Genomic DNA, 25,200 nt, shown 5'->3' with positions numbered 1-25,200 from the left:
CCATTTGGCAAAAAAAATAAAAAAAACAAATGAAAAAAAAATACGGACGCCGCAATTTTATTGGTACAGCTATTGCCGGCGGAATTGGCTTAAGCTTGTCTAACAGCTTCACTGCGTTATATGCACAAGGTAGCGCATCGCAAAAAAGGATTGGTATTATAGGCTTAGATACTTCTCACAGTATTGCTTTTACAAAAGCGCTTAACGCCGCCAGTGCCTCACCTGAACTAAAAGGATACAAAGTAGTAGCAGCCTATCCAAAAGGAAGTAACGATATAGCCTCTTCTGTAAAAAGAATTCCGGAATATACCGAAGAAGTAAAAAAGCTGGGTGTGGAAATAGTAAGCTCAATACAGGAGCTGCTAAAAAAAACAGATTTCATACTGCTTGAAACCAATGACGGCCGGCTGCATTTGCAACAGGCATTAGAAGTGATTAAAGCCGGCAAACCCATGTTCATTGATAAACCCATTGCGGCTTCTTTAAAAGATGCGATGGCTATTTTTAAAGCGGCGGAACAATACAAGGTACCGGTTTTCTCCTCTTCTTCTTTACGGTTTATGCAAAGTGCGCAGGAAGTGGCTAAAGGTAAAGTGGGTAAGGTGCTTGGCGCAGATACCTATAGCCCTGCGCATTTAGAAAATACACATCCCGATCTGTTCTGGTATGGCATACACGGTGTGGAAACGCTGTATACGGTAATGGGTACAGGTTGTAAACAGGTTGTTCGTTTACATACCAATGATACAGATGTGGTAGCTGGCACCTGGGAAGATGGCCGCATCGGTACATTCCGCGGTACCCGTTCGGGTAAGAGCGGCTATGGGGGCACCGTGTTTGGCGAAAATGCAACAACCGTATTAGGACCTTTCGATGGCTACGATGCATTGCTGGTGGAGATCATTCAATTTTTTGACACCGGTATCGCCCCTGTAAGCAGTAAAGAAACACTGGAAATTTGCGCCTTTATGGAAGCAGCCGATGAAAGCAAAAACAAAGGAGGCGTTCCCGTAAGTTTGGAGGAGATGAGGAGGAGAGCGGAAGGATAATACAGTTTATGGTTTGGCAGTTTGTGGTTTGTAGTTTGGAATATCGCTTCGGATTTAAAATTATTACCAAGCAACGTTTCTCTAAAGTAAGCATATGATCATGAAAAATTCAAGAAGAAACTTTATTAAAAAAACGGTAGCGGGAACAGCCGCTTTTTCAATAGGCGGGATATTGTCCGGCTTCAGCGCAAAAAGTTACGCCGGCATTATGGGCGCCAATGAACGCATACGCGTAGGCGTTATGGGTGTTAACAGCCGCGGCTTGGCGGTGAGCAGCAATTTTGCTGTGCAGGAAGGCTGCGAAGTGGCGTATGTTTCTGATGTAGATAGCCGTGCAGCGGATAAATGCATGGCGGCCATTGAAAAATTGCAGCAGAAACGTCCTAAGCCGGCGCCGGATTTCAGGAAGGCCCTGGAAGACAAAGACATGGATGCTTTGATTGTTACGGCACCCGATCACTGGCATGCCCCCGCCGCCCTGCTGGCGTGCAAGGCCGGTAAGCATGTATACCTCGAAAAGCCATGCAGTCATAACCCGCACGAAGGTGAATTATTAGTTGCCGCCCAAAAGAAATACAACAGGGTATTGCAAATGGGCAACCAGCGCCGCTCCTGGCCCAGGGTAATGGAAGCCATTGCTGCACTGCATAGCGGCGTAATCGGCCGTCCTTATTTTGCTAAAACCTGGTATTCCAATAACCGCGCCGCTATTGGCAAAGGAAAGATGGTACCCGTACCCTCCTGGCTCAATTATGAACTGTGGCAGGGACCGGCACCGCGGCAACCTTATAAGGATAATCTTATACACTACAACTGGCACTGGTTCTGGAACTGGGGTACCGGCGAAGCGCTCAATAATGGTACGCATATGGTTGACCTGGCCAGGTGGGGGCTTAAAGTGGATTATCCCGTGAAGGTGAGCTCTGCAGGTGGCCGTTACCGTTATACCGATGACTGGGAAACCCCCGACACCCAGGTCATTAACCTGGAATTTGAAAACAACAGCATGATTTCGTGGGAAGGACGCAGTTGCAACGGTCAGCCGGTAGAAGGCAGCGCCGTTGGCGTATTGTTTTACGGCGAAACAGGCTCCCTGCTGATTGAAGGAGGGAACGCCTATAGCATATTCGACCTGAAGGGCAAGGTCATAAAAGAAGTGAAGCACGAAGACCTGATTGATCCGCGTAACCTATCAAGCCCCGCACAGGAATTAGATGCCCTTCATATCCGCAATTTTTTTGATGCTATCCGCAATGGCAGTCCGTTGCGTTCAGATATCATTGGCGGCCATCAAAGCACGCTCCTCGTACAATTGGGTAATATCGCCCAGCGTACAGGGCGCACGCTGCAAACCGATTCGAAGAACGGGCATATTCTAAATGATAATGAGGCTATGCAGCTCTGGCGCAGGGAATACGAGCCGGGCTGGGAGCCTGAGATATAACTTCAACTTAAGTTCTTCAATTAGGCTGCGGTTTGGGGATGACAGTACAAGAACCGATATAAGTTAAAAAGACCAATATGAAAAAACTGTTGACAATTTTTTTGCCCGTAGTCATTTTATTGATTTCCTGCGAAAGCCCAACAAGTAAGCAAGATCAGCCAGGCAAGACAAATGTTGTAAAAACCGGCGCTTCCCTGAACGACAGTTCTATAGTATATAAAACAGATAATTTAATCATCACAAGGCTATCAAACCACACTTATGCGCATACTTCTTTTTTAAATACAAATGATTTTGGAAGGGTTCCCTGTAATGGAATGGTTGTTGTAAATGCAAATGAAGCCATTATTTTTGACACACCGTCAGATGATGAAAGTTCGGGGGAATTAATAAACTTTCTTATGAACAACCTGCAATGTAAAATAAAAGCAATAATCCCCACTCATTTTCACGAAGATTGTGTGGGTGGGTTAGAAAAGTTTAATGAATACAATATTCCGGCCTACGCATCCAATACAACAATTGAGCTACTGAAAATAAAAGGCAGGAAATTTTCTAAACCCATAAAGGGATTTGCCGATAGCCTTGCTTTAAATATTGGGGATAAAAAGGTTTACGCCCAATATTTTGGAGAAGGACATACGAAAGACAATATCATTGGATACTATCCGGATGACAATGTACTATTCGGGGGATGTTTGATAAAAGAATCAGGTGCAACTAAAGGGAATTTAGAAGACGCCTATACAAAAGAATGGCCGATAACAGTGCATAAACTCAGGCAGCAATATCCGGACACTAAAATTGTCATCCCGGGACACGGAAAATGGGGCGGAACTGAATTGTTTGATTATACAATAAAATTATTTGAATAAAAAGTGCAGCCCTTACGCTGCACTTTTTATATTATACGCTACCAAGCCCTAAATCACCGGCGTATTCAGCGCTGCCAGTGATTGATTAATGTCTTCCTGCGATACCTCATAATCAACCAGCTTACCATTGAGATATTGTTCATAAGCGCTCAAATCAAAATGACCATGACCGCATAAGTTAAACAAAATAGTTTTGGAAACGCCTTCTTCATCCGCCTGTTTCGCCTGGCGTATTACTTCAGCAATGGCATGGGTAGCTTCCGGCGCGGGAATAATGCCTTCTGTTCCGGAAAACAATAAGCCCGCGTCAAAACATTCCGTCTGATTAATGGCATTGGCTTCAATAATACCATCCTTCAGCAACTGGCTAACGATGGCGCCCGCCCCATGATAGCGCAGTCCTCCCGCATGAATGGGTGAGGGAATAAAATTATGTCCCAGCGTATACATCGGAATCAGCGGCGTCATTCCAACGGTGTCGCCAAAATCGTAACGAAAAACACCGCGCGTTAATTTCGGACAGGAGGTTGGCTCTACCGCTATTGCTCTTATTTTTTTTCCACCTGTTAATTCGCCCTCCAAAAAAGGAAATACGATACCGGCGAAGTTCGACCCACCGCCAAACGGGGCCACTACAATATCGGGATAGTCGCCTGCCTTTTCCATTTGCTTCAATGCCTCCAGCCCTATAATGGTTTGATGCATCAATACATGATTCAGCACACTCCCCAAAGCATATTTGGTATCATCATGCGTGGCTGCCACTTCCACCGCCTCAGATATGGCAATACCCAGGCTTCCGGGCGAGTTGGGATCTCCTGCCAGGATGCTTCTGCCCGCATTTGTTAAATTGCTGGGTGAAGCGTGCACCGTGGCACCCCATGTGTTCATCATAATTTTGCGGTAAGGCTTTCCATCATAACTCACTTTTACCATAAATACTTCGCAGGCTATTCCAAATAACTTACAGGCAAAGCTGAGCGCGCTGCCCCATTGGCCAGCCCCGGTTTCCGTTGCAATTTTCTTTATCCCTTCCTTCATATTATAATACGCCTGCGGAACAGCGGTATTAGGCTTATGCGAACCCGCGGGACTAACGCCTTCATATTTATAATAGATTTTAGACTTTGTACCCAGTGCTTTTTCCAGTCCGTAAGCCCTGAACATGGGTGTAGGGCGCCAGATGGAATACAGGTTCCTTACCTCGTCTGGTATTGTTATCCACTTTTCGGTACTTACTTCCTGTTTGATCAGTTCCATAGGAAACAACGGGGCTAAATCTTCCGGTCCCACAGGTTGTTTTGTTCCCGGATGCAGGGGAGGCAAGGGCTTATTAGGCATGTCTGCCATAATATTGTACCAGTGCGTGGGTATCTCCGATTCCTCTAAAGTAATTTTTCTTTGTTGTGACATGTATTATTTTTTTGGGTAATCAAGATACAGAAAAAGATCAATACAGGCAGCGCAATGCATATTATTTCAAACCCGGCAGCTCCGATTGCATTTTCAACATATAATTTCCACATCATCGTCTAACTACTTCCCGGCTTCTCCTACTACCGATTTGTTCATATGCTTCTTTGTCCGGTACCTGTTATATTTGCAGGCAAATAACAATACATGGGAAATATTAAAACCACGCCTGTAGACAAATGGATTATAAATCCCGTTAACGCTTTTATCAGCAAATCATCTACAGGCGGGATAGTTTTAATCATTTCAGCCGTTATTGCCATTCTTATGGCCAATTCGCCCTGGTCGCACTGGTATCACGAGCTATGGGAGCATAAAATTTCATTCGGTATTAATGACAGCTTTCATTTAAACAAATCGCTTCATCACTGGATCAATGACGGACTGATGGCTGTTTTCTTTTTTGTGATTGGACTGGAATTAAAAAGAGAGATCGTAGCCGGGGAACTTTCCAACCCCAAAAATGCTATTTTGCCCATTGTTGCCGGCATTGGCGGTATGATTTTTCCCGCGCTCATTTACACCTATTTTAACGGCGGGTTAGCTACCATAAACGGATGGGGAATTCCTATGGCTACCGACCTGGCATTTGCGCTGGGCATTTTATATCTCCTGGGTGATAAAGTGCCGGCCCCATTAAAAATATTTTTAACGGCTTTTTCCATTATTGATGACCTGGGTTCTGTGCTGGTCATTGCTGTTTTTTATACGTCAGACATTTCATTGGTAAACCTGGGAATTGGCATTGCTTTCCTGGCCGTTTTATTTATTTCCAATCTTTTAGGTGTCAGGAATACTTTCTACTACGGACTTATAGGTATCGGAGGTGTTTGGCTGTTTTTCTTGCTGTCGGGCGTTCATGCTACAATAGCCGCTATCCTGGCTGCTTTTGCCATTCCTGCCACTGTTAAAATCAACGAAACCTCCTTTATCACTAAGATGAAAGCGTATATCGAAAAGTTTAAAGCTGCCGATCCCGATCACAGTGTACCTACATTAACTTCAGAACAACTGCATATCCTGGATGATATGGAAACATTGACTAAAAAGGCGATGACACCCCTGCAAAAATTAGAACACGACATGCACCCGATTGTGGCATTTGTGGTAATGCCTGTTTTTGCACTGTCGAACGCCGGGGTAAGTTTTAGCGGCAATTTTTGGGAACAGGCAACCAGTACAGTGGCTATGGGCGTTGCATTAGGACTTATGATAGGAAAAATGATAGGGATCTTTGGCGTGTCTTCGCTGCTGATCAGGTTAAAGTGGGTGCCACCCCTCGAAGGCGTAACTTACAAACATCTATTGGGCGTGGGTTTTATCGCGGCTATTGGTTTTACTATGTCGTTATTTATTAACGAACTTGCTTTTAGCCCGTTGGGAGAGGCGGGAGCCCGGCATATTGTACAGGCTAAGATTGGCATTGTTATAGCTTCGGTGATTGGCGGTTTTACAGGATTCTTTATTATTAAAAGCATTAAAAAAGGGGCAGCATAGAAATGCACCCCGTTTTAAATCCAATATCCTATGAAAAACCTTTGCAAATATAGGTTTACCTGTAGGTGTTTCCGCAACCGTAAAGGCGGTATTCGGCGAATAGCCTTTTTTCTTCGATAAACAGCACATATACTTTACCAGATGCAATCCTTACTAAGACAGCATATAGAAAAAACATTAGATCATCCGCTTACCGACACGGTTTTTGATGCATTTACAGATTGCGTATTTCCTAAATCTTTTGATAAAAAAGCATTGCTGGCCGAAGAAGGCCTGTTCTGCAAGTATATTTATTTTATAGAGCAGGGCGCCTGCTATTCTTATATTGTTGACAAAAAGGGCGATAAGCACGCTATGCAGTTCGCGCTTGAAGGGTACTGGATATCTGATCTCTATAGCTTTTTTTCTGACAGGAAAGGCATATATACTATTGAAACACTTGAACCTGCCCGTGTGCTTTTGCTGAACAGGCAAAGCTTTCGCAAAGCATGCGATCTTTGCCCGGAGATAGACCGCTTTTTCCGTTTGCTGATCCAGAATGCTTTTGTTGCGTTGCAATACCGGCTCGCCAAAACCAATAGTGAAGACGCCGAATCCCGTTATATGGAATTTTCGCAACAGTTCCCCAGCTTCACCCAACGTATTCCCCAATACCTCATTGCTTCTTACCTGGGCATTAAACCCCAGTCGCTCAGCCGTATACGAAAAGAAATAGCGTTTAAAAAGTAGTCCTGCACAGCTTTTCTCATTTCTTAACACAGGTGAATGATTGCCGGAAATGGTTGTACGATCTTTGCACTATTCAATCAAACAATTAAAGATAAGAACATGGCAAATCAAACCAAATGGGTATCAGATCCCCCGCACAGTGAAATTCAATTTAAAGTAAGGCATATGATGATAGCCAATGTAAAGGGCGAGTTCAGAAACTTCAATGCTACTATTTTAACGGAAGGCGATGATTTCAGCAAAGGCACAGTTGAAGTAATTATTGAAGCCGGCTCTATATTTACGAATAACACAGACCGTGATACGCATTTAAAGAGCGCCGACTTTTTTGACGTTGAAAATCACAAGGAGCTGAAGTTTACCGGCACTTCCCTTACACAACTTGACGATGATAATTACCTGCTGAAAGGCTTACTGAATATAAAAGGTATTGAAAAGGAAGTAAGTTTTGATGTAGAATTTGGCGGTATTAACAAAGACCCCTGGGGGAGTATGAAAGCAGGTTTTTCACTTAATGGAAAGATCAGCAGGAAAGACTGGGGATTAAACTGGAACGCTGCACTGGAAACAGGCGGAGTTTTAGTGAGCGATGAAGTGAGGATCACCGCTGAAGTACAATTTGTAAAGGAAGCCGCTTAGTTACTATAATTTAAGAAGTACAGATCCGCCGTTGCAGCAACCCATGAAGGAATAAACAGTTGGCGCCGTAACTTAAAACCCGGCAGCACCACAAAATAAATAAAAGCGCACATGAGAAGTCTGCACACAGTTCCCAATACTTTGTTTTGCTAAGAGCAGGGAGCTGCGGGATGTAAAAGGTGAGCCTGCCACAGGGTTCACCTTTTTATATTGGTAGAGGTAACAAATAAGGAGATGATCTGATCTTTCCTGTAGCATCCATTTTTATAACCTTTTCAATCAACGGCACATGGAAATCAAATCGTATTATATAGGCACAAACCGGCAGCGCAATGCTGCAAATTATCACAGGAGATGGATTTCTCTGGTACCTAAAACGCCCACAAGTACTGTGCAGCACATTGTAATTTATTTTTTTGTGCAGGAAACAATAACCAATGATACGGATATTGGCTACGCAACGCCCACTTCAAGCAAATACGTTGTGGGATATGCCAACATTTCTGACTTTGCAGATATGTATAATATTTTGCAAAGCGAGAAGCCGGTGCATTTTAACTGGTACGCAGATGCCGCCAATGTGGTGCAATGGTTCCAGATTTCCACTAATGAGGAGCCGCCTGGTGAAGGTCCGCGCGATTTCTCTTAAATTTTTGTTTATTGGTGCCGGGGCGTAAATGTTAAATTACCCCCGGTGCTTCGGTTATACATTGATCTGGTATTGCTAAGAAATGTAATTCCTTTAACCTCCGCATTTGCCTGCCAGACCAGAGACTGCCTGCCCGCCACAAAACAAGTATTCACCTTCCCTTTTTTAAGGCGTGCATGTTTATTATGAACATTGATCTCCGGACAATCACCCTGAACAGCGTGTTGCAGAAAATAACGGTTTTTAAACGGGATTGTCATTCATAAAACATAGCATCGAAATTGAACACTTCATGTGCTTAGCATGCTTATTTTAATTTTTAATACACTATCCAATGAGTCTGTATTCAAGCAAGAGCGGCAAAAAGTCGGGCTTTACTGCTTACCATCCGGGAACTGATTTTATCGCGGTTCAATTCAACGGAAAGGAAGTATATACCTACACGTATCGCAGTGCCGGCCGTGCTGCCATTGAAACCATAAAAAAGCTTGCCTCAGCGCAAAAAGGCTTAAGCACTTATATTGCACAACACAATCCCGCATTTGAAGAATAAGTTCTGGTCATAACATTGGTGACAAATACCATCCGGGTTCAGGCATTTTGCATTCCAAATTGTCGCATTGTTGCTTTATGTGGGCGGTGAGGACACCGCCCACGGCGAACGCCCCGGTTGGTGTCCCCATCATAAGCCGTCAACTTAAGAAACATGAACAATAAAACACCCCGAATGGGGTCTAATTTGAATAGCCATCGGAGCAACCGGTGGACAAATGAAATATTTTGATATTGAACCCTTGCAGGGTTCAACAAAAATTTCGACATTTTTACCGTGAGTTTCTCTCACGGCTATTCAAATTCAAGCCCTCCGGGCTTAAGTTGACGGCTATGGTGTCCCCACCAACCGGTGACAATTTGAATGCACCCCAGCCGGATTCGGGCATTTTATGTATTTTTAAGCACATGACTTTATCAGCGCAAATAGCAAAGCACTTCAGACAAATCCATTTTGGAGGAAACTGGACTTCTGTAAATCTTAAAGAAACCCTCACTGATACAGACTGGCAGCAGGCAACTATGAAAGTCCTTTCATTCAATACTATTGCAGCGCTTGTTTACCATATGAATTATTATGTAATTCAATACAATGAGCAATAAGTAGCAGTACATTGCTCAGCTATAGCAATAATGAAATATATTTTAGAAACCGGCAGATTAAGGCTCAGGGAATTTATAATCCGCGATACCGCATTCATTACAGCAATTACATCTTTCAACTATCGAAGCAATAACCGCAACTGACAATGTAAAATCAATCCGGCTCTTAGAAAAAACAGGACTCAAATTTACCAGGAAAATTTGCTACCCGGGAACTGATGAAGCAATACTATTGTACACCAATTAAACAAAATTTATTTTTTGATGATTTATAGTTTGTAGTTTATAGCTTTATCCTAATCAACTACTCAACCAATCACTAAATGTCCAATCTTAACAGGAGAAAATTCATTAAAATGTCGGCAGGAGCAACTGCCGCTACTGCTATATGGTCAACATGGCTGCAAAAAGCGCTGGCGGTAGAAGCTTATAATGCCAGCCGGTCAATCCGCGATGTAAAACATATCGTAATTCTCATGCAGGAAAACCGCTCCTTCGATCATTATTTTGGTACAATGCGTGGCGTAAGAGGTTTTGGCGACCGTTTTCCTATTCCGCTGGAAAGCGGGGAACGGGCATTTTCGCAGTCGGATGGAAAGAAAATTATTCCTCCTTATCATGCCAGCAAAAAAACTTCCAATGCAGCGCTCATCAATGGCACACCGCACGACTTCCCGGATATGCAGGCGGCATGGAACCAGGGAAAGTACGGCTTCTGGCCGATGTATAAAACGCCCTACTCCATGGCTTACTATACAAGGGAGGAAATTCCGTTTCAATATGCATTGGCCGAATCATTCACCATTTGCGATGCGCATCATTGCTCCGTGGCAACCGGTACAGATCCCAACCGGATCGTATTCTGGTCGGGCAGTAATTTCAATCCTGAAAAAAGAGCAGCCGGCATCAATTGTACCGATGAAGATTCAGAACCGGTAAACCTCCGCTGCTGGATCAACAATAAAATGCCCGATCCCGGTTATACCTATCGCGGCAATGCATTGAGGTGGCCCACCATTCCCGATGTATTGGAAAAGGCAGGGATTAGCTGGCGCATTTACCAGGATCCCAACGATAACTGGAGCGGCGCTATGCATGGCTGCCTGGCCTTTGAAAGCTTCCGAACCGCTAAACCCGGTTCACCCATTTACGAAAACGGCATGCGGCACTGGTCGCTGCAGCAACTCGCAAACGATGTAAAAAACAATACGCTCCCAGAGGTAAGCTGGATACTACCCAAACAAATAGATTCCGAACATCCCGGCGCACCTTCCAGTCCGTACCGGGGTGCAGATTTTACACACGAAATTTTAACCGCCATTACCTCCAACCCCGAAGTATGGAGCAAAACCGTTTTCTTTTTAACCTTTGATGAGAACGATGGGCTTTTTGATCACCTGCCGGCGCCTGCTGTGCCTTCCTATAATTTAGATAATACACTGGCCGGTAAGTCCACACTTGATTTGGCGGGGATGTATTTCAACAATGACAAAGGCACATCCAAATTTCCGAATCCTTATTTTGCAGAAGAAATGAGCAAAGGAGGCCCGGTTAAAACACGAACGTACCAGGATAAAAGAGATACCATCAGCGGCAATATACGCCCGTGGGGATTGGGACCCCGTGTACCAATGTATATTATTTCACCATGGAGTAAGGGAGGATGGGTAGATTCGCAGGTGGCTGATCATACTTCGGTAGGACAGTTCATTGAAAAACGTTTTGGTGTTACCATTCCGGCAATCAGCCCCTGGCACCGCGCTGTATGCAGCGACCTGCTATCAGCCTTTGATTTTGAAACGCCCAACAATCCCGCATTTCCCAAAATGCCGGAAACGGCCAATCATGCAGCCCTCGATGAAGCTTCAAAATTGCTGCCCAAAGCTGTGGCTCCCGAAACGCCCTCCCCGCTTTACCAGGAAAAGGGAAGTCGCTTTTCAAGAGCGCTGCCTTATCGCCTGCATACCCGTTTTGAGGTGTTGAAGCAGGAACATAAGATCAGGCTGATATTTGATAATGACGGCAAGGCCGGTGCGGTATACCATGTGTATGACCTTAAGCATTTAGCGCGTATCCCACGCCGTTATACTGTAGAAGCCGGCAAGTTGCTGGCCGATGAATGGGATGTATCGCAAGACAATGATGCTTATGACCTTGAAGTGTATGGAACCAATGGATATTTTCACAAGTTTACGGGTAATACAGAGGCACAGGAGCCTGAAATTACACTTAAGTATAATCATATAAAAGGCGGCATACTGGTTAAGATGCGCAACCCCCATAACGTTGTGATTGATATAAATATCGTGGACAATGCCTATGGATATGATGTGCCTCAGCCATTTCAGCTTGTAGCCGGAAAAACAAAAAAAGAGGAGTGGCTGCTGGACAAAAGTGGCAACTGGTATGATTTTTCTGTTCAGTCGGGTAACGGCTACCTGCACCGGTTTGCCGGAAGAGTGGAAACGGGAAAACCGGGTATCAGTGATCCGGCAATGGGAATTGGAAGATTTGAAATTTGAAATTGAAAATTTGAGATTGAATTTCGCTTCGAATTTGATGTTTTAATTTTATTTGGTTCTTGTGTTTTGTTATTTGGTTCTTCTTTTCGGATTTCGGGTTTCAAGCTTCGGATTTAGTATTTGCATCCGCCACGGCCCTCAGGTTCTATTCTTGTTATTTCCATCTATACACTACAAAATATTAAACAACCGGCATGGAAGAATCACTCCTACAGGACAAAACATTTGATAAAAAAGATTTTACACAACATGCATTGGCCAAAGGCGAATATGAAAACTGTAGTTTTACTGGCTGCGATTTTTCCAATACCGGGCTTAATGATATACGGTTTTTAGAATGCACATTTAAAGGCTGTAACCTCAGTATGGCACATCTTGCAGGAGCCGCATTCAGGGATATACAATTCACCGACTGTAAAATGCTGGGCCTTCATTTTGAAAACTGCAGCCAGTTTGGTTTATCATTCAGCTTTGATAATTGCAACCTCAGTCATTCTTCTTTTTATAAGGCCAAGATTAAAAAAACGCTTTTTAAAAATACACAACTCAAAGAAGTGGATTTTACGGAATGCGATTTAACCCAATCTGTTTTTGATAAATGTGATTTTACCGATGCGAAGTTCGAGAACAGTATACTGGAGAAAGCTGACTTCCGCAGTTCTTATCATTATTCTATTGATCCGGAAGTAAATCGTATTAAAAAAACAAGGTTCTCACTTTCAGGTATTCCGGGACTTTTGGATAAATATGATATTGAGATAGACCCTGCGCATTAAGAAACACAACTTTGTTATAATCTCCAACAACAGGTGAATAGAATTTTTTCGGGTATGCGGCTTTGTTTAACTTTGTTCGTATCAAAAACCTATTAATATGAAAAAAACCATACTAACTCAACTGCTTGTTTCTTCTCTTTTTATTGTTAATGCGCAAACCGGGAAAGGCGATTGGATGGCAGGTGGAAATTTCCGCCTGAACACAGAAAAAAATACCACGGCAATCGGTTTTACGCCCAATACAGGAATTTTCATTCTCCAAAACCTGGCGATTGGTGGAAACGTGGGGTTTGATTATTCCAAAGTCGGCGATAATAAAGCTACCGATTTCAGGATCGGGCCTTTTGCAAGGTATTATTTTACACAAGCCAATGTTCGCCCTTTCGTTCACGGCGTTTTCAATTACCTGAACAGGCAGGTTAAAACCCATATATCAAAAAATACAGAACAGGGAATCAACTATTTTTTAGGCGGCGGCGCGGCAATTTTTTTGAATGACCAGGTTTCCCTGGATGCCTTGCTGGGATATAATCACAGTAAGCTTAAAGGGTTCGATGGTAGTGGTGGTTTTGCTATGACCATTGGCTTTCAGGTGTACCTGCTCAAACACCAGGTGGATAAGGTGAGGGGCAGGTAAGCGGGGTTTTTTAAAAAATATGATATTGAAATAGACCTTGCATATTAAATGGCATTCAGCCCGACAGGTGTCAGCTATCGGTGGGTAACTGCTAATGACAGGATAAATACTTCTTCTTGTATTACCCGTGGCTCAAAGCCGATTGCTCAAAGCAGCCCCGAATTTCTAAATTCAGGCTTCGGATTATAGCAGTCATGGTGAGGAACGAACCGTTGTACACTCTTGTATTGTCATGGTGAGGAACGAACCATCTGTATTTATTTGCTTCCTGGTTCTTTTGTATTCACCCCGGATTTAACAGCTATCAGATCAGTAGTCAGCTACAGCTTTGTTCACTTTTATTCAATAGTTGAAATGGAAGAACCTATGCTTAGCCCGCCCGGATGGCGCGGTCGGACGGGCATTGTCATTAAGCACCGTCCCTCGCCGCTGCGGGGAGAGGGAAAGACCCCGCCCGAACGATGTTCAGTCGGGCGGGGTGAGGTTCCGCTTCGGGCTTAAATTTAGAAAACAGTATATTTGCAGGCATCAGCAAAGCAGGCAGATTAAATGTAAAATGTAATTTCTTTCGAACAAAACAGATAGCAGGACCGTAAAGCGGTTCGCTATGGTTATTCATGCTTAAAGAAAGAAATGATGCTTATTCTGCAAAATCTCACTTATATACATCCCGGCAAAGACCTGTTGTTTGACAACATTAATTTTACGGTCAGCGATCGTAATAAAGTTGCCGTGGTTGGCAACAATGGTACAGGAAAGTCTACGTTACTCAAAATCATTGCAGGCGAATGGCAACCATCTGGTGGATTATTAAAAGTGGATGCCATGCCTTATTATGTTCCTCAAATTTTTGGGCAATACAATCATCTGACCATTGCACAGGCGCTGCGGATAGAAGATAAGCTTAACGCTTTAAAATCAATTCTTAACGGCAACGTTACGGAAGCAAACCTGGCTTTGCTTGATGAAGACTGGACAATTGAAGAACGCTGCCGGGAAGCCCTGAACTACTGGAAGCTGGGGGATTTGGATATAAGCCAGAAAATGGAAACGCTGAGTGGTGGCGAAAAAACAAAAGTTTTTCTTGCGGGCATTTTTATTCATCAGCCTGCATTTATTTTATTAGATGAGCCCAGCAACCATTTGGATACAGCAGGCAGGCAATTGCTGTATAACTTTATTCAATCCACGTCAGGCACCCTGGTTGTAGTAAGTCACGATAGAAAATTATTGAATCTTTTGGACACTGTTTATGAATTAGACAAACGCGGAATAACGATGTATGGTGGCAATTATGAATTTTATACAGCGCAAAAGCGGATAGAAAATAATGCGCTGAACCAGGATGTGAAAAGCAAGGAAAAAGCATTGCGAAAAGCCAAGGAAAAAGAGAGGGAAACGGTTGAAAAGCAACAACGGTTAGATGCCCGTGGAAAGAAGAAGCAGGAAAAAGCAGGGCTGCCAACCATATCCATGAATACGTTTAAGAATAATGCAGAAAAAAGCACCGCCCGTTTAAAAAGTGTGCATGCCGAAAAAACAGGGGGCATTGCACAGGAACTACAGGCATTGCGGGCAGCGCTGCCGGATACAGACAAAATGAAACTGGGCTTTGATGATGCCGCTTTGCATAAAGGAAAAATATTATTTACGGCAACCGCCATCAATTTCGGTTACAGCAACCAGTTGCTTTGGCAGCAGGCTTTAAGTTTTCAGATCACAAGCGGTGAACGAATTGCACTGAAGGGATTAAACGGATCGGGTAAAACAACTTTGATAAAAATAATCCTGGGGAAATTAGAATCGCAAACAGGAACGGTTTACAGGGCAGACAACCAACCGGTTTATCTTGACCAGGATTATTCATTGATTGACAATCGCCTTAGTATTTACGAACAGGTGCAGCAATACAACACATCTGCATTACAGGAACATGAAATAAAAATCAGGCTCGCAAGGTTTTTGTTTACAAAAGAAGATTGGGATAAACCCTGCAGCGCTTTAAGCGGCGGAGAGAAAATGCGGCTGATGCTCTGTTGCCTGATTATAAGCAACCAGTCGCCGGACATGATCCTATTAGATGAACCCACTAACAATTTAGATATTCAGAATACTGAAATATTAACGGGAGCAATCAACGAGTACCAGGGTACACTTATCGTTATTTCGCACGATGAATATTTTTTAGAGCAAATAAATGCGAAGCAGGTAATCCACTTGGAGTAGCTCCCATGCATGTTATCTATCCTGATGAGGTTGATAGTTTCCCGCAATGTATTGTCTTGCTTCGTTTTGTGTCATCGCGGAAAAATTCCGATAGCGGTAGTGAACGTCAATGATTTCTTCCAGGGCCTCCGCAACAAGTGCTTTATTGTCCCAATTGTTAAGATGCGCTATTACAATTTTTAAGCAACCTTTTTTATAAGCAATTTGCCCGATAACGTGAATCAAAGTGTTGCGAACCCTTGCGGTTGTATCGTGTTGCAACTCTTGTAAAAGTGGCAATATGTCTTGCGGAAACCTTCTTCCCCGAAGCTCAATTCCGTGGCAAATTTCCCTTCGAATTTCTTTGTCCGAATGGTGCAGGTACTTTTTAGACCAACTTAATACCGGTTCCGGGTTTACTTCTCCCATTTTTTTGACAGAACCAATAACCGCATTTCGTGGAGAATGATGTGTATCAAACAAACCCTTATCAAAAAAATGCTGTACAGTTCCAAAATCTCTTTTACCAATTTCCCCTGCTGCATTAATAACCGTTTGCCGTATCTTAAAATCATCCTGCAACAGGAATACATCAAGCATTTGAATGATTTTTGACTGTAATGTTTTATTGTTAAAATAAAGTCGCCCAACAGATAAGTAAGCTGATTTTCTTATGTAGGTATCTTCGTTTGAAAAATATGAGAAAGTGTTTTTAAACTTTCCACTTTCAATTTCATTTAAAATATCGTTGCTCATTTTTGCAACAACATGTATGCGTTCTTGCTTTGATAAATCATAGAATGCCATTATTTTTCCTATAATTTCTTTAATACTTTTTCTTCTCTTTGTTGACGAACATTTTGCGTCTGCCCGCATTTTTCGCACCTGACGGTTGAACGACTTCGTTATTTCCGGTTTATGTATTCTTTCGCTGTTAAAATTGGAATACTTTATTTTTTTTACAACTATTCACACCATTCTATAGGCGATTTGCCGTAACACTATTTTTTCTCCCGCCCCAGCATGCTTAAATATTTGATGATATCAGCCAACTCTTCCCTTCCGGTGCCATCTAACAAACCACCGGGCATTAATGAACCATCCTCTTCAAAATGTTTCAGCAATTTTTTGCTGACACTCACATTTCCCCTGGTGGCCGTTTTAATTTGGATATTGTCCGCATCTTCAGCCAGTTTGATGCCCTGTATGATTTCCCCGTTAGCTGTTTCTGCCGTTACGCGGCTATAACCTTCTTTGATGTTTTGCGAGGGCCACAATACCTCAATGGCTATTTCCTCCGGTGACAAACCTCTGCCCAGCGCAGAAAGATTGGGGCCAATATGCCCGCCTTTTCCATTAATGGTATGACAGGAAGCACAGGAGGGCATGCCCAGGTACAACTGCTCTCCACGTGATGCATCACCCCTTTCCTTTACTAATTTTATCAATTGACTTATATAATCACTATCGTAACCGCCAGGAACGGTAGACACCCTTCCGGCAATTGTATTTAACTGCGCTCGTAAACCCGGCGCTTCCGTTCCCTTATTGGCCAATGCTTCCAGCATAAGCCCGGCAGCCTCAGCAGAAATGGTTTGTTCTTTTATCTGGCTTGTGATCAATGCAACACCTCCCTGTTGTTCTATAACAGGTGAAATGATCGCCAGCATTTCCCCAACCGTTTTTGCTGATCGCTGTATTTCATCCACCGTAAGACGGGTCGCCAGGTTTAAATCCAGTCCACTCAGACTTTTAAGCGCTGCCAGTCTTATTTCACGGGGATTGTTTCCGGTACTCACCTGTGTTTTTAACAACGATACGGCACTGACCCCTTCCAATTGCGCGAAAACTTGTATAGCTGCAGCACGGATTTCAACCTCCTGCGATTTGTTTTGCACAAGATGACCGACCGTAGCACCCGCCTGTTTGATCTGCCAGTGCTTCAGCAGTTTCATTACAGCTAATTTAAGCGGCGTTCCATTTGCCGCATTCAGCACTTCCGTTAAATAACCTGCAGCCATATCTGAAAGCGGCTGAGGACCGAGAGCCGATAATTTGTCAAGCAATACCGCGTCTTTTAATTCGGTTCCGCGTTTAATTACGTCCTCTACATAAGCGCCGCTGTCTGCCTGCGCCAAGGCCAGCAACAACCCTGTTTTTTCTGTTGCCGGTACCTCTTTTAACGCTATCAGTTCAGTAAGCTGGTTTGCAGGAAACCAGGCTGGCGGGTCGTCGGCAATGACGTGGGCCAGGTGAGCGGGTTTGCTGAAACGAATATTTCCTTCGCGCAAAACTTTTTCCCACACAGGACGCAGCGCGTATACTGTTTTTTCCCACGCATAGCGAATGAACTTATCTGTGGGGTGATCGAATATTTCAGCAGCTATCGCTATGGACTGTCCTTCGTTTATATAACTTAAAGCTACCAGCGCGTGTAGTCTTACCCGTGGGTTGCTATCGTTTACCAACATGCGAAGCGCATGCAGCGGATCCGCCATACGATCATACCACTTTGAAATTACCTGCGCCGCATACGCTCTTGCGCCGGGTTGTTTTGCCTTCATCAAACGGGTAACGAGGCTTTCATTCACGGTATCGTGACTTTCGAGCACACCCGCTGCTTCCACCAGGTGATGCTCGTATGCGATATTTTTCGGATCAAGCTTTTGGATCCATGCATTCACTGCAGCAATAACCGTATCCTCAGGAGCGGCGGCAAGCAACCGTTTTACCTGGTAGCGTACCCAGAATTCGCGTGACTTCAGATGGTTAAGGAGTTCGGCAACAGGCTGGCCTGCCAGTTGCGGCGGCTTTATAAGCGGTCTGCCTTTGGCTGTAATGCGCCATATACGGCCACGCAGCTTATCTCTGTCGGGGTGCCGCAAAGATGCCTGGTAATGACCGATGATCGGATCATACCAGTCCAATACATAAATCGCACCATCAGGTCCCATATGCACTTCTACCGGGCGAAAGCTTCTGCTGGCGGATATGACCAGCGGTTCAATTAGCCGGGCTTTAAATCCTGAAGCATCGTCACTTACCTTCATACGTTCTACCCGGTTATTGTAATAGCCGGCCATTATAAAATCTCCCTGCAGGTTTTCAGGCATGTGTTGGGAGCGAACAATCGCGAGGCCTGAACCTTTGATCTCAAGGCTTCCGATTTCGGGCAGGTAGGTACGTTTGGAGTTTTCAATTAATCCCGGAACCGAATAATACAGCGGCGGATCATTGGCTTTGTGAAACATATTGCCCCAATCGTCAAAATTCATTCCCCAGGGGTTAACGCTTGCAGTAGACCAGTCGAAGAAATTATCCAGCTTACCTGTAGACGGACGGTATCTCCATATCCCCGCCCGGTTTTGCCGTTTTATTCCCCAGGGCGTTTCAATACGGCTGTAGATATTATGACCCTGCGAAAAAAACAAATCGCCGTCCGGGCTCCAGGTAAATGAATTGATCGTTTGGTGGAGATCGCCGGTGCCGAACCCGGAAAAGATCACCGACCGTTTGTCGGCTTTTCCATCATTGTCGGTATCTTCAAGGAATACCAGCTCCGTTTGTTGCCCCATATATACGCCGCCATGACCGAGCTCAAAGCCAAGTGGAATGTTCAGGCTGTCGGCAAACACGCCTGATGTATCCGCTATTCCATCGTTATTGCTGTCTTCCAAAATATAAAGCTTATCGTTGGGCTTCTTCCCCAGTTCCGGGTGGGGATAGGTGGTGGTACATAAAACCCAAAGCCTGCCGCGTTCATCCCAGCGCATCGCTACCGGGTTGGCGATACCCAGCGATTCTGATGCGTACAATTCTATTTTGTAGCCATCGGCAACTTTAAAAGACGCCAGCTCCGCTTCAACCGAATTGTCTGTTTCCGATGGCGCTACCGACATGATATTTTGTGTCGGTACAGGATCAGGTATTTCCACGGTCTTTTGCTTACCGGGCACGGGAGCCTGCCCCGGTTGTTTGCAGGAGCCGGTGCAAATTGTTGCAGCCAGCAATATCAGCGTTACAATGCGGAAACACAGCATCCGGTTATTTTTTGATCCGGTTGTTTTGGGGATATGATTCATGTATGCTTTTAGGTTATAATTTGTCGCTTTCCTCCCGAATGTGTTGCTCCGCTTTTTTGAGATATGATTCCAGCGCCGTTCTTTCTTCCGGCAATATCCTGTGGTTCCTGTCCTTCCAATCGCGGCTGAAGGGTTGCACCAATTCACTGCCGTAAATAAATGCCCAGTTACCTGCCCTCCAATATTGGAACCACAAACTATTCATGCTCTGTACCTGTTTGCGCAAAGGCTCATAAGCGGCTTTGTAAACAGAAGGCAGATTCAACTCCTTCATAATAAGCGTTGCCGCCAGTTGTTGCGCCTTTGCAGTAAGCCGTATACCATCTGTAGTATAGCGTTCACTTAAACTGTGCACTTTCATTTGGCGAAATAAATCTACATACACATAACCCTCCTCTTCGGCCATCTGTTTAATGGCCCCGGCATATTTATCTACAGGCGCCTGAACAACAGGTATGCTTTCTGCCCGTTTTCCGGATAATTTAAGCGCTTGGGCTTCGAATGGAACAGGAGAGACAACAACGATCTTCCTGCCACCTTTGCGGGCGCTATCCAGCAGGCGCTTGTAGTCACGTATAAATCCCGGCAGAGAATCTTCTCCCTGTATAGACTCCATCTGACCGAACTGAACAAACAATACATCGCAACGAACACTGTCTAAGTTGCTTTCCCATCCCCCAAAACCTGTTTCACGATATTGCTCTGCCGCTACATCTCCTTCCCAGGCCATATTGCGGAAATGCAGGTCTTTGCCGGGGTTGGCAGCGATCAATAAGGTTTCCAAGTAACCGCTCTTACGAAAGTTGGCCATGTTGGTGGCCCCTGTAAAAACCACCACATCATTATTTTTAAGTTCTAGTTTTGGGCTGCCCGGTGTTTTACAGCCGCCGGCCAGTAGCATTATTCCTATACCGGCGTAAAAAAAGCTGGATATAAAAGGGGTATGAAACAGTTTATTGAAAATGGAACATTGCATGATTATCTAAATATTTTTCTAAGCTTTCGCCAGGCTTCAAATTAATCATTTTTATCGTGTCAACAGGTCTGTAATATTAACAGATTAATCTAAGATATTAACCAACATGTTGCTGCATGCTTTCTAAACCCGTCGAATTCGATGGGTTTAGAATTGGGGGTTGTAAATGCTTATCTTAGCGCCGGGGTCGCATAGCTATCTCTACTGCTTGAATGCAGACCCCGGCGCGACACAAAAAGTATAAAGATTAACTTTTGTTGTAGGCAGCTTTTACCCAATCACATTGTCGAGTGTCACAATTAGTTGTTTTGCTTCGTCAAAATAGTTCTTTATGTCAGCAAATGTTATAGTTGGATTTCCGCCGTGTGCAAAATCATTTCTTGCATCTACAAGTGATTGTATAGAACTGGTGATACTGTTATAATTTACTAATGCTTGCATTTGGGTTTTAAAAGTAGAAACCCAGTTGCCATCAAACTCAGCCAATATTTGCAGTATTCGACTATATGAAGGATTTGCTGAATTTTCCCGAACTCGTTTGTTCAAAAAGTTCTTGACTTGGGGTTTACTTCTTTTGCTACAGAAATCAGCGATTAAAGTTTTGAATGCAATTTCAATTGTGCCGCATGATTTTATTACAGAATATTTATTAAGATATGGTACAATTAAATTTGTTCCCCCATGTTCGGTTATTATTGTGTCTATATGCGTAAGTTCAGTGTCGCAATTAGTCAGCAATAATTGTACATCGCTATTATTCATCGCTTACGCTTTATAAAGTAAGGTTTTAACTTTCTGTATTCTATTTTGAATTGCTTCCTTTCTCATAGTTTCCTTTGTTATAGAAAACTTGTATTCCTCGTCATGGAGCAATTCATTTCTGTTATCCTGAATGGTTGCTGTTTGAAAGTTAAATCCTGCTTGCGTAAGTTGGTCTGTTGCGATAGTTATTGAATCAAAAATCGTAGGACTAAAGTTTGGTGAAAATTTTCCTGGAATAGTGCTAGAAATATTATTAAATGCGTTTTCGCCAATATTCTGATAAATAAAATTTATACAATTAGTAAACCTGTTTCTGTAATCTGTTACTTGAGCCTCCGATAAGTTTGGGAATTTCCCCATGAATTGATTTAGGAATTTTTTCAAAGAGATATTGTCTTGTGTGAGTGCTTCAAATTCGGGGCTATTTAATGCAAAAAATCTAAGAATAAATTCAATATCTCTCATCCGTTGGTCTTCTTCCGTTGAGCCAAACAGAGTTCTCCAATTTGGCAACTTATTGAGTTCAAAAAGAAGAGTATTGAAACTTCCCTGATAAACGCAATTCCTTATTTCTTGTGGCATCAATGTCCTACCGCTGGTATTAATTCTTTCAAATACTTGGAACAAACTTGTATCATCTCCGGTTGGATGTTGCTGCAAGAATATAATGGCATGTATCGTTGTGTTTCGTATTTTTCTTTGTTCCGTGTCCGTTAATTCTGAAAAGGCTCTCCCACGCCATTTGGAATTTATTTTTTCTGACCTTGATAATTTGAATACTTTATTGTCGCCTGCAAAAATGCCGCGGACATAATCATAGACAGTCATAATACGTTGATAGCCGTCTATAATTAATAATTTTTCGTCAGGAGTTTTTGCAAGAAAAATGCTTGGAACTGGCAATCCTAATAATAAGGAGTCGATAAATCGTGATGCTTCAGTCTTATCCCAAACGTATTTTCTTTGAAGTTCAGGCTTCACCAATTCATTATCTTCGTAACGTTGGATAAGTTCTCTAAAAGAAAGGTCTGCACCCCACGATGAAATTTTAAATAGGTCATCGTCAGAGTAAAAATCATTCTCTTCTTCTTTGATTGATTGTACTTTTCCTGTCATGATGAATGCTGTTTAAGGTTGGCTACGCATTGCTTTGCACAACCTCTTTCATTTACAAATACTTCTAAGCTCTTACAAATGCTTATAGTCGTTTTTAAGCGCTTATAAACGGTTATTAACAATAGCATCCCCTCTACTTCTGCGCTCAAATAAAATTATAAACCGGAATATTAAACGGGTGGAATATTGGGGTTATATATGGTGCGGATTGAAAAGGTTATCAAACCTATTCATTTATTTTTAGAATCGAAAAAGTTTTTGCTGGGCTTATGCTGGTAATTCCCCGGCAATGGACTTTGATAAAATAGCAGCTTTAAAATTTCTCCCGGGTTCTAACCAATACACATTCGATTGGCCGCGAAAACCGTGTAAAGACACAAAAGTTTATTCTGTAGCCTGGTGTTATTAGTCCGACGAAATCGAAGCTGACTAACCAACAGAAAGCCGGGGATATATTCGTTGCCCCACCATATTGCCAAACCGCTGTTGTGCGTTCGGCATATTTGTCAGTAAGCCAATTTTTTGTTATTCAGTTCCACGTTAAAATTCACTTTCGCACCCAAAGCGTCAAACACTTTTAGAATGGTTTCAAATCGTGCATTTTTTACGCTGTTCTCAATTTTAGAAATTTGAGCCTTTTGAACTCCAACAAGGTCGCCTAATTGTTCTTGTGTCAGGTTACGTTCTTGTCTGGCTTGTTTAATAGCTTGTCCTAACAAGTCAATTCTCAACTCATTTTCAAACGCCTCACGTTTTTCAGTTCCACGTTTGCCAATATGTTTGTCAATCATTGTGTCAAGCGAAACCGTTTTAAATTTATTTGCCATAACTATTTATTTTTTGTCTTGTTGTTTAAATATTGCTTTCTAATCTCTTCTGCTTTCTTAATTTCTTTCGGTGGCGTTTTCTGTGTCTTTTTCAAAATTCCGTGTGTCGCCACAACCAAAATTTCCTTTCCGTTTGTTGTGTCCCAAAATGAAAAAAGTCGGTAAGCCTTGCTGTTATACAGAGTCCTGAATTCTCAAATGAAGTCATTAAGTTTTTTAAAGAGTTCATTGTCATTCACAAATTGAGCTTTCTTGATATTGTAATAAATTTTCTCTCTCGTTTTGTCGTCAAGGTTCTCTAAAAACTCAATTGCTTCGGGCAATAATTCAATGTCAAAGTTTGACCTCATTCGCAATTTTCGTCAAAGATGCAAATTTCCCAATTGGGAAACAAGTGTTTCCTGTCAAACGCTGGAAAGGGGTATGGTTTTCGTCTGTTGATGTCTTGGAGGATAGTCGGAAATGCTGAGGCACAACTCATTGCTTTACGCAACCCATTTTATTTACAAATACTTCTAATCACTTACATATACTTATAGTCGTTTCTAAGTTCTTACAAACGGCTATTAACAATAGGATTCCCTTTACTACAGCGCTCAAATAAAATTAAACCCGGAATACGAAACGGGCTGATTATTGGGCGTTATCAGGGTTCGGATAGATATGCCTTTCGAAATTATTCATTTTTTAACAAGTCGCAGGACAACTGCTTTACCTGAAGGTTAAGATTGAATGGTGCGTACCTATCCTGAATTTGAAGTTTGAATTTTTATCCGCTCCGGCAGACAGTCCTGCCTGCCCACAGGTAGGTTTTATTTGGTTCTTGTCATTTGGTTCTTGATGCTTTGTATTTCACCCTAAAAAACCGTTTTTCAAAAAAATCATTACATTCATGATATGAGAATTGCCACAACCATTTTACTCACCGTATGCATCTGTTCAGCACATGCACAGCAGGTTGATAAAAAATTACAAAGCCGCATAGCCGAGGCAGTTAGAGGCTTTAATGGCACCGCAGGTATATACGTGCACGATCTGAAGCACAACAAAGTGGCCTACCTCAACGCCGACACGGTATTTCCCACGGCCAGCATAGTTAAGATCCCCATCCTGCTGGGCATCATGCAAAAAATAGAAACGGGCGAACTGAATTATCACCAGCGCCTCATGTACAGGGATTCACTTTTTTATGATGAAGGGGATGATATCCTTTCTCGTTTTAAAGACAGCGCTACCATTGAACTGAGTAAGGTAATGATGCTGATGATCACCATCAGCGACAACTGCGCCAGCCTGTGGCTGCAAAAGATTGCGGGTTCCGGAACAAGGATCAACGAGATCGTAGACAGCTTAGGCTATACTTCCACAAGGGTAAACAGCCGAACAGCAGGCAGAGAAGAAAACAGGCGCATATACGGCTGGGGACAATCATCACCACGTGAGATAGCCGGCATTATGGAAAAGATCGTTCGCGGTGAAATATACAGCAAGGCAGCAAGCGACAGAATGCTCCGCTTACTTGGCCGGCAATATTGGGACGAGCAGGCGTTGTCGCAGATCCCGGCCGGTGTTTTTGCAGCGGATAAAACCGGCGCTGTGGATGAGAGCCGCAATGAAGTGCTGTATGTGAACGGGAAAAAGAATCCTTATATCTTCAGCATATTCACCAAAAACAATAAAGACCAAAGCTGGGATGAAAACAATGAAGCATGGATAATGACGAAAAAAATATCAGCGCTCCTGTGGGAATATTATAATGGTAAATAATTTATAGGATTAGGCATATA

General features: G+C 43.1%; 22 protein-coding genes. 14 read left to right on the top strand and 8 right to left on the bottom strand.

From position 1 onward, the window contains the following. The first annotated feature begins 29 nt into the window (after positions 1–29). The 3 genes from VL121_RS16855 (at position 30) to bla (ending at position 3,368) form a co-directional block, all read left to right on the top strand. Entirely contained in the window at positions 30–1,049 is a 1,020-nt protein-coding gene (locus VL121_RS16855; RefSeq protein ID WP_325407496.1) for a Gfo/Idh/MocA family protein, read from the top strand. A 100-nt stretch (positions 1,050–1,149) separates the two neighbouring features. Beyond that, positions 1,150–2,493: a Gfo/Idh/MocA family protein gene (locus VL121_RS16850; RefSeq protein ID WP_325407494.1), complete on the top strand. Its 1,344-nt coding sequence runs from the start codon at positions 1,150–1,152 to the stop codon at positions 2,491–2,493. 77 nt (positions 2,494–2,570) lie between these two features. Beyond that, complete coding sequence (gene bla / locus VL121_RS16845; protein ID WP_325407492.1) at positions 2,571–3,368, top strand: subclass B1 metallo-beta-lactamase; 798 nt, start codon at positions 2,571–2,573, stop codon at positions 3,366–3,368. Between the two features lie 48 nt (positions 3,369–3,416). On the opposite strand, the gene VL121_RS16840 is transcribed toward bla, so the two are convergent. Beyond that, positions 3,417–4,781 (bottom strand): TrpB-like pyridoxal phosphate-dependent enzyme, encoded by a 1,365-nt coding sequence (locus VL121_RS16840; RefSeq protein ID WP_325407490.1) that lies wholly within the window; start codon positions 4,779–4,781, stop codon positions 3,417–3,419. Positions 4,782–4,988: 207 nt separating this feature from the next. On the opposite strand from VL121_RS16840, the gene nhaA reads away from it, so the two are divergent. From nhaA to abc-f, 10 genes are all read left to right on the top strand, one after another. Further along, positions 4,989–6,338, top strand: a complete 1,350-nt coding sequence (gene nhaA / locus VL121_RS16835) for a Na+/H+ antiporter NhaA (RefSeq protein ID WP_325407488.1) — start codon at positions 4,989–4,991, stop codon at positions 6,336–6,338. Between the two features lie 141 nt (positions 6,339–6,479). After that, the gene (locus tag VL121_RS16830; RefSeq protein WP_325407486.1) at positions 6,480–7,067 is read left to right on the top strand and encodes a Crp/Fnr family transcriptional regulator; all 588 of its coding nucleotides are present in this window, start codon (positions 6,480–6,482) and stop codon (positions 7,065–7,067) included. Between the two features lie 99 nt (positions 7,068–7,166). Further along, positions 7,167–7,706, top strand: coding sequence for a YceI family protein (locus tag VL121_RS16825; protein ID WP_325407484.1), 540 nt, complete (start codon positions 7,167–7,169; stop codon positions 7,704–7,706). 289 nt (positions 7,707–7,995) lie between these two features. Beyond that, complete coding sequence (locus tag VL121_RS16820) at positions 7,996–8,355, top strand: hypothetical protein (RefSeq protein WP_325407483.1); 360 nt, start codon at positions 7,996–7,998, stop codon at positions 8,353–8,355. A 334-nt stretch (positions 8,356–8,689) separates the two neighbouring features. Then, entirely contained in the window at positions 8,690–8,908 is a 219-nt protein-coding gene (locus VL121_RS16815) for a hypothetical protein (RefSeq protein WP_325407481.1), read from the top strand. Between the two features lie 332 nt (positions 8,909–9,240). Further along, positions 9,241–9,510 carry a hypothetical protein gene (locus VL121_RS16810; RefSeq protein WP_325407479.1) on the top strand — a complete coding sequence of 90 codons (270 nt, stop codon included), beginning with the start codon at positions 9,241–9,243 and terminating at the stop codon, positions 9,508–9,510. A 323-nt stretch (positions 9,511–9,833) separates the two neighbouring features. Continuing rightward, positions 9,834–12,032: a phosphocholine-specific phospholipase C gene (locus tag VL121_RS16805; RefSeq protein ID WP_325407477.1), complete on the top strand. Its 2,199-nt coding sequence runs from the start codon at positions 9,834–9,836 to the stop codon at positions 12,030–12,032. Positions 12,033–12,226: 194 nt separating this feature from the next. After that, complete coding sequence (locus VL121_RS16800; RefSeq protein ID WP_325407475.1) at positions 12,227–12,808, top strand: pentapeptide repeat-containing protein; 582 nt, start codon at positions 12,227–12,229, stop codon at positions 12,806–12,808. A 97-nt stretch (positions 12,809–12,905) separates the two neighbouring features. After that, entirely contained in the window at positions 12,906–13,445 is a 540-nt protein-coding gene (locus tag VL121_RS16795) for a hypothetical protein (protein WP_325407473.1), read from the top strand. A 633-nt stretch (positions 13,446–14,078) separates the two neighbouring features. After that, positions 14,079–15,671: a ribosomal protection-like ABC-F family protein gene (gene abc-f, locus VL121_RS16790; protein ID WP_325407470.1), complete on the top strand. Its 1,593-nt coding sequence runs from the start codon at positions 14,079–14,081 to the stop codon at positions 15,669–15,671. 12 nt (positions 15,672–15,683) lie between these two features. Here abc-f and VL121_RS16785 read toward each other — a convergent pair whose 3' ends face one another. From VL121_RS16785 to VL121_RS21740, 7 genes are all read right to left on the bottom strand, one after another. Further along, positions 15,684–16,526 (bottom strand): HEAT repeat domain-containing protein, encoded by an 843-nt coding sequence (locus VL121_RS16785; RefSeq protein WP_325407468.1) that lies wholly within the window; start codon positions 16,524–16,526, stop codon positions 15,684–15,686. A gap of 125 nt (positions 16,527–16,651) precedes the next feature. Then, a complete protein-coding gene (locus VL121_RS16780) occupies positions 16,652–19,732 on the bottom strand; it encodes a PVC-type heme-binding CxxCH protein (protein WP_325407466.1) in 3,081 nt (1,026 codons plus the stop codon). Positions 19,733–19,745: 13 nt separating this feature from the next. After that, positions 19,746–20,708: an SGNH/GDSL hydrolase family protein gene (locus VL121_RS16775; protein ID WP_325407464.1), complete on the bottom strand. Its 963-nt coding sequence runs from the start codon at positions 20,706–20,708 to the stop codon at positions 19,746–19,748. Positions 20,709–20,978: 270 nt separating this feature from the next. Further along, complete coding sequence (locus VL121_RS16770; RefSeq protein WP_325407462.1) at positions 20,979–21,470, bottom strand: HEPN domain-containing protein; 492 nt, start codon at positions 21,468–21,470, stop codon at positions 20,979–20,981. A 3-nt stretch (positions 21,471–21,473) separates the two neighbouring features. Continuing rightward, positions 21,474–22,586 (bottom strand): DUF262 domain-containing protein, encoded by a 1,113-nt coding sequence (locus VL121_RS16765; RefSeq protein ID WP_325407460.1) that lies wholly within the window; start codon positions 22,584–22,586, stop codon positions 21,474–21,476. 506 nt (positions 22,587–23,092) lie between these two features. Then, complete coding sequence (locus VL121_RS16760) at positions 23,093–23,413, bottom strand: helix-turn-helix domain-containing protein (protein WP_325407458.1); 321 nt, start codon at positions 23,411–23,413, stop codon at positions 23,093–23,095. A 2-nt stretch (positions 23,414–23,415) separates the two neighbouring features. Beyond that, positions 23,416–23,595 carry a type II toxin-antitoxin system RelE/ParE family toxin gene (locus tag VL121_RS21740; protein ID WP_325407547.1) on the bottom strand — a complete coding sequence of 60 codons (180 nt, stop codon included), beginning with the start codon at positions 23,593–23,595 and terminating at the stop codon, positions 23,416–23,418. 715 nt (positions 23,596–24,310) lie between these two features. Here VL121_RS21740 and VL121_RS16750 point away from each other — a divergent pair. Beyond that, positions 24,311–25,180, top strand: a complete 870-nt coding sequence (locus VL121_RS16750) for a serine hydrolase (RefSeq protein ID WP_325407456.1) — start codon at positions 24,311–24,313, stop codon at positions 25,178–25,180. The last annotated feature ends 20 nt before the right edge of the window (positions 25,181–25,200 follow it).

The organism is Agriterribacter sp., from assembly GCF_035497235.1.
Classification (GTDB): Bacteria; Bacteroidota; Bacteroidia; order Chitinophagales; family Chitinophagaceae; genus Agriterribacter.
Note: the sequence above shows the minus strand (reverse complement) of the source record. Positions and strands in the feature narration are given on the sequence as shown.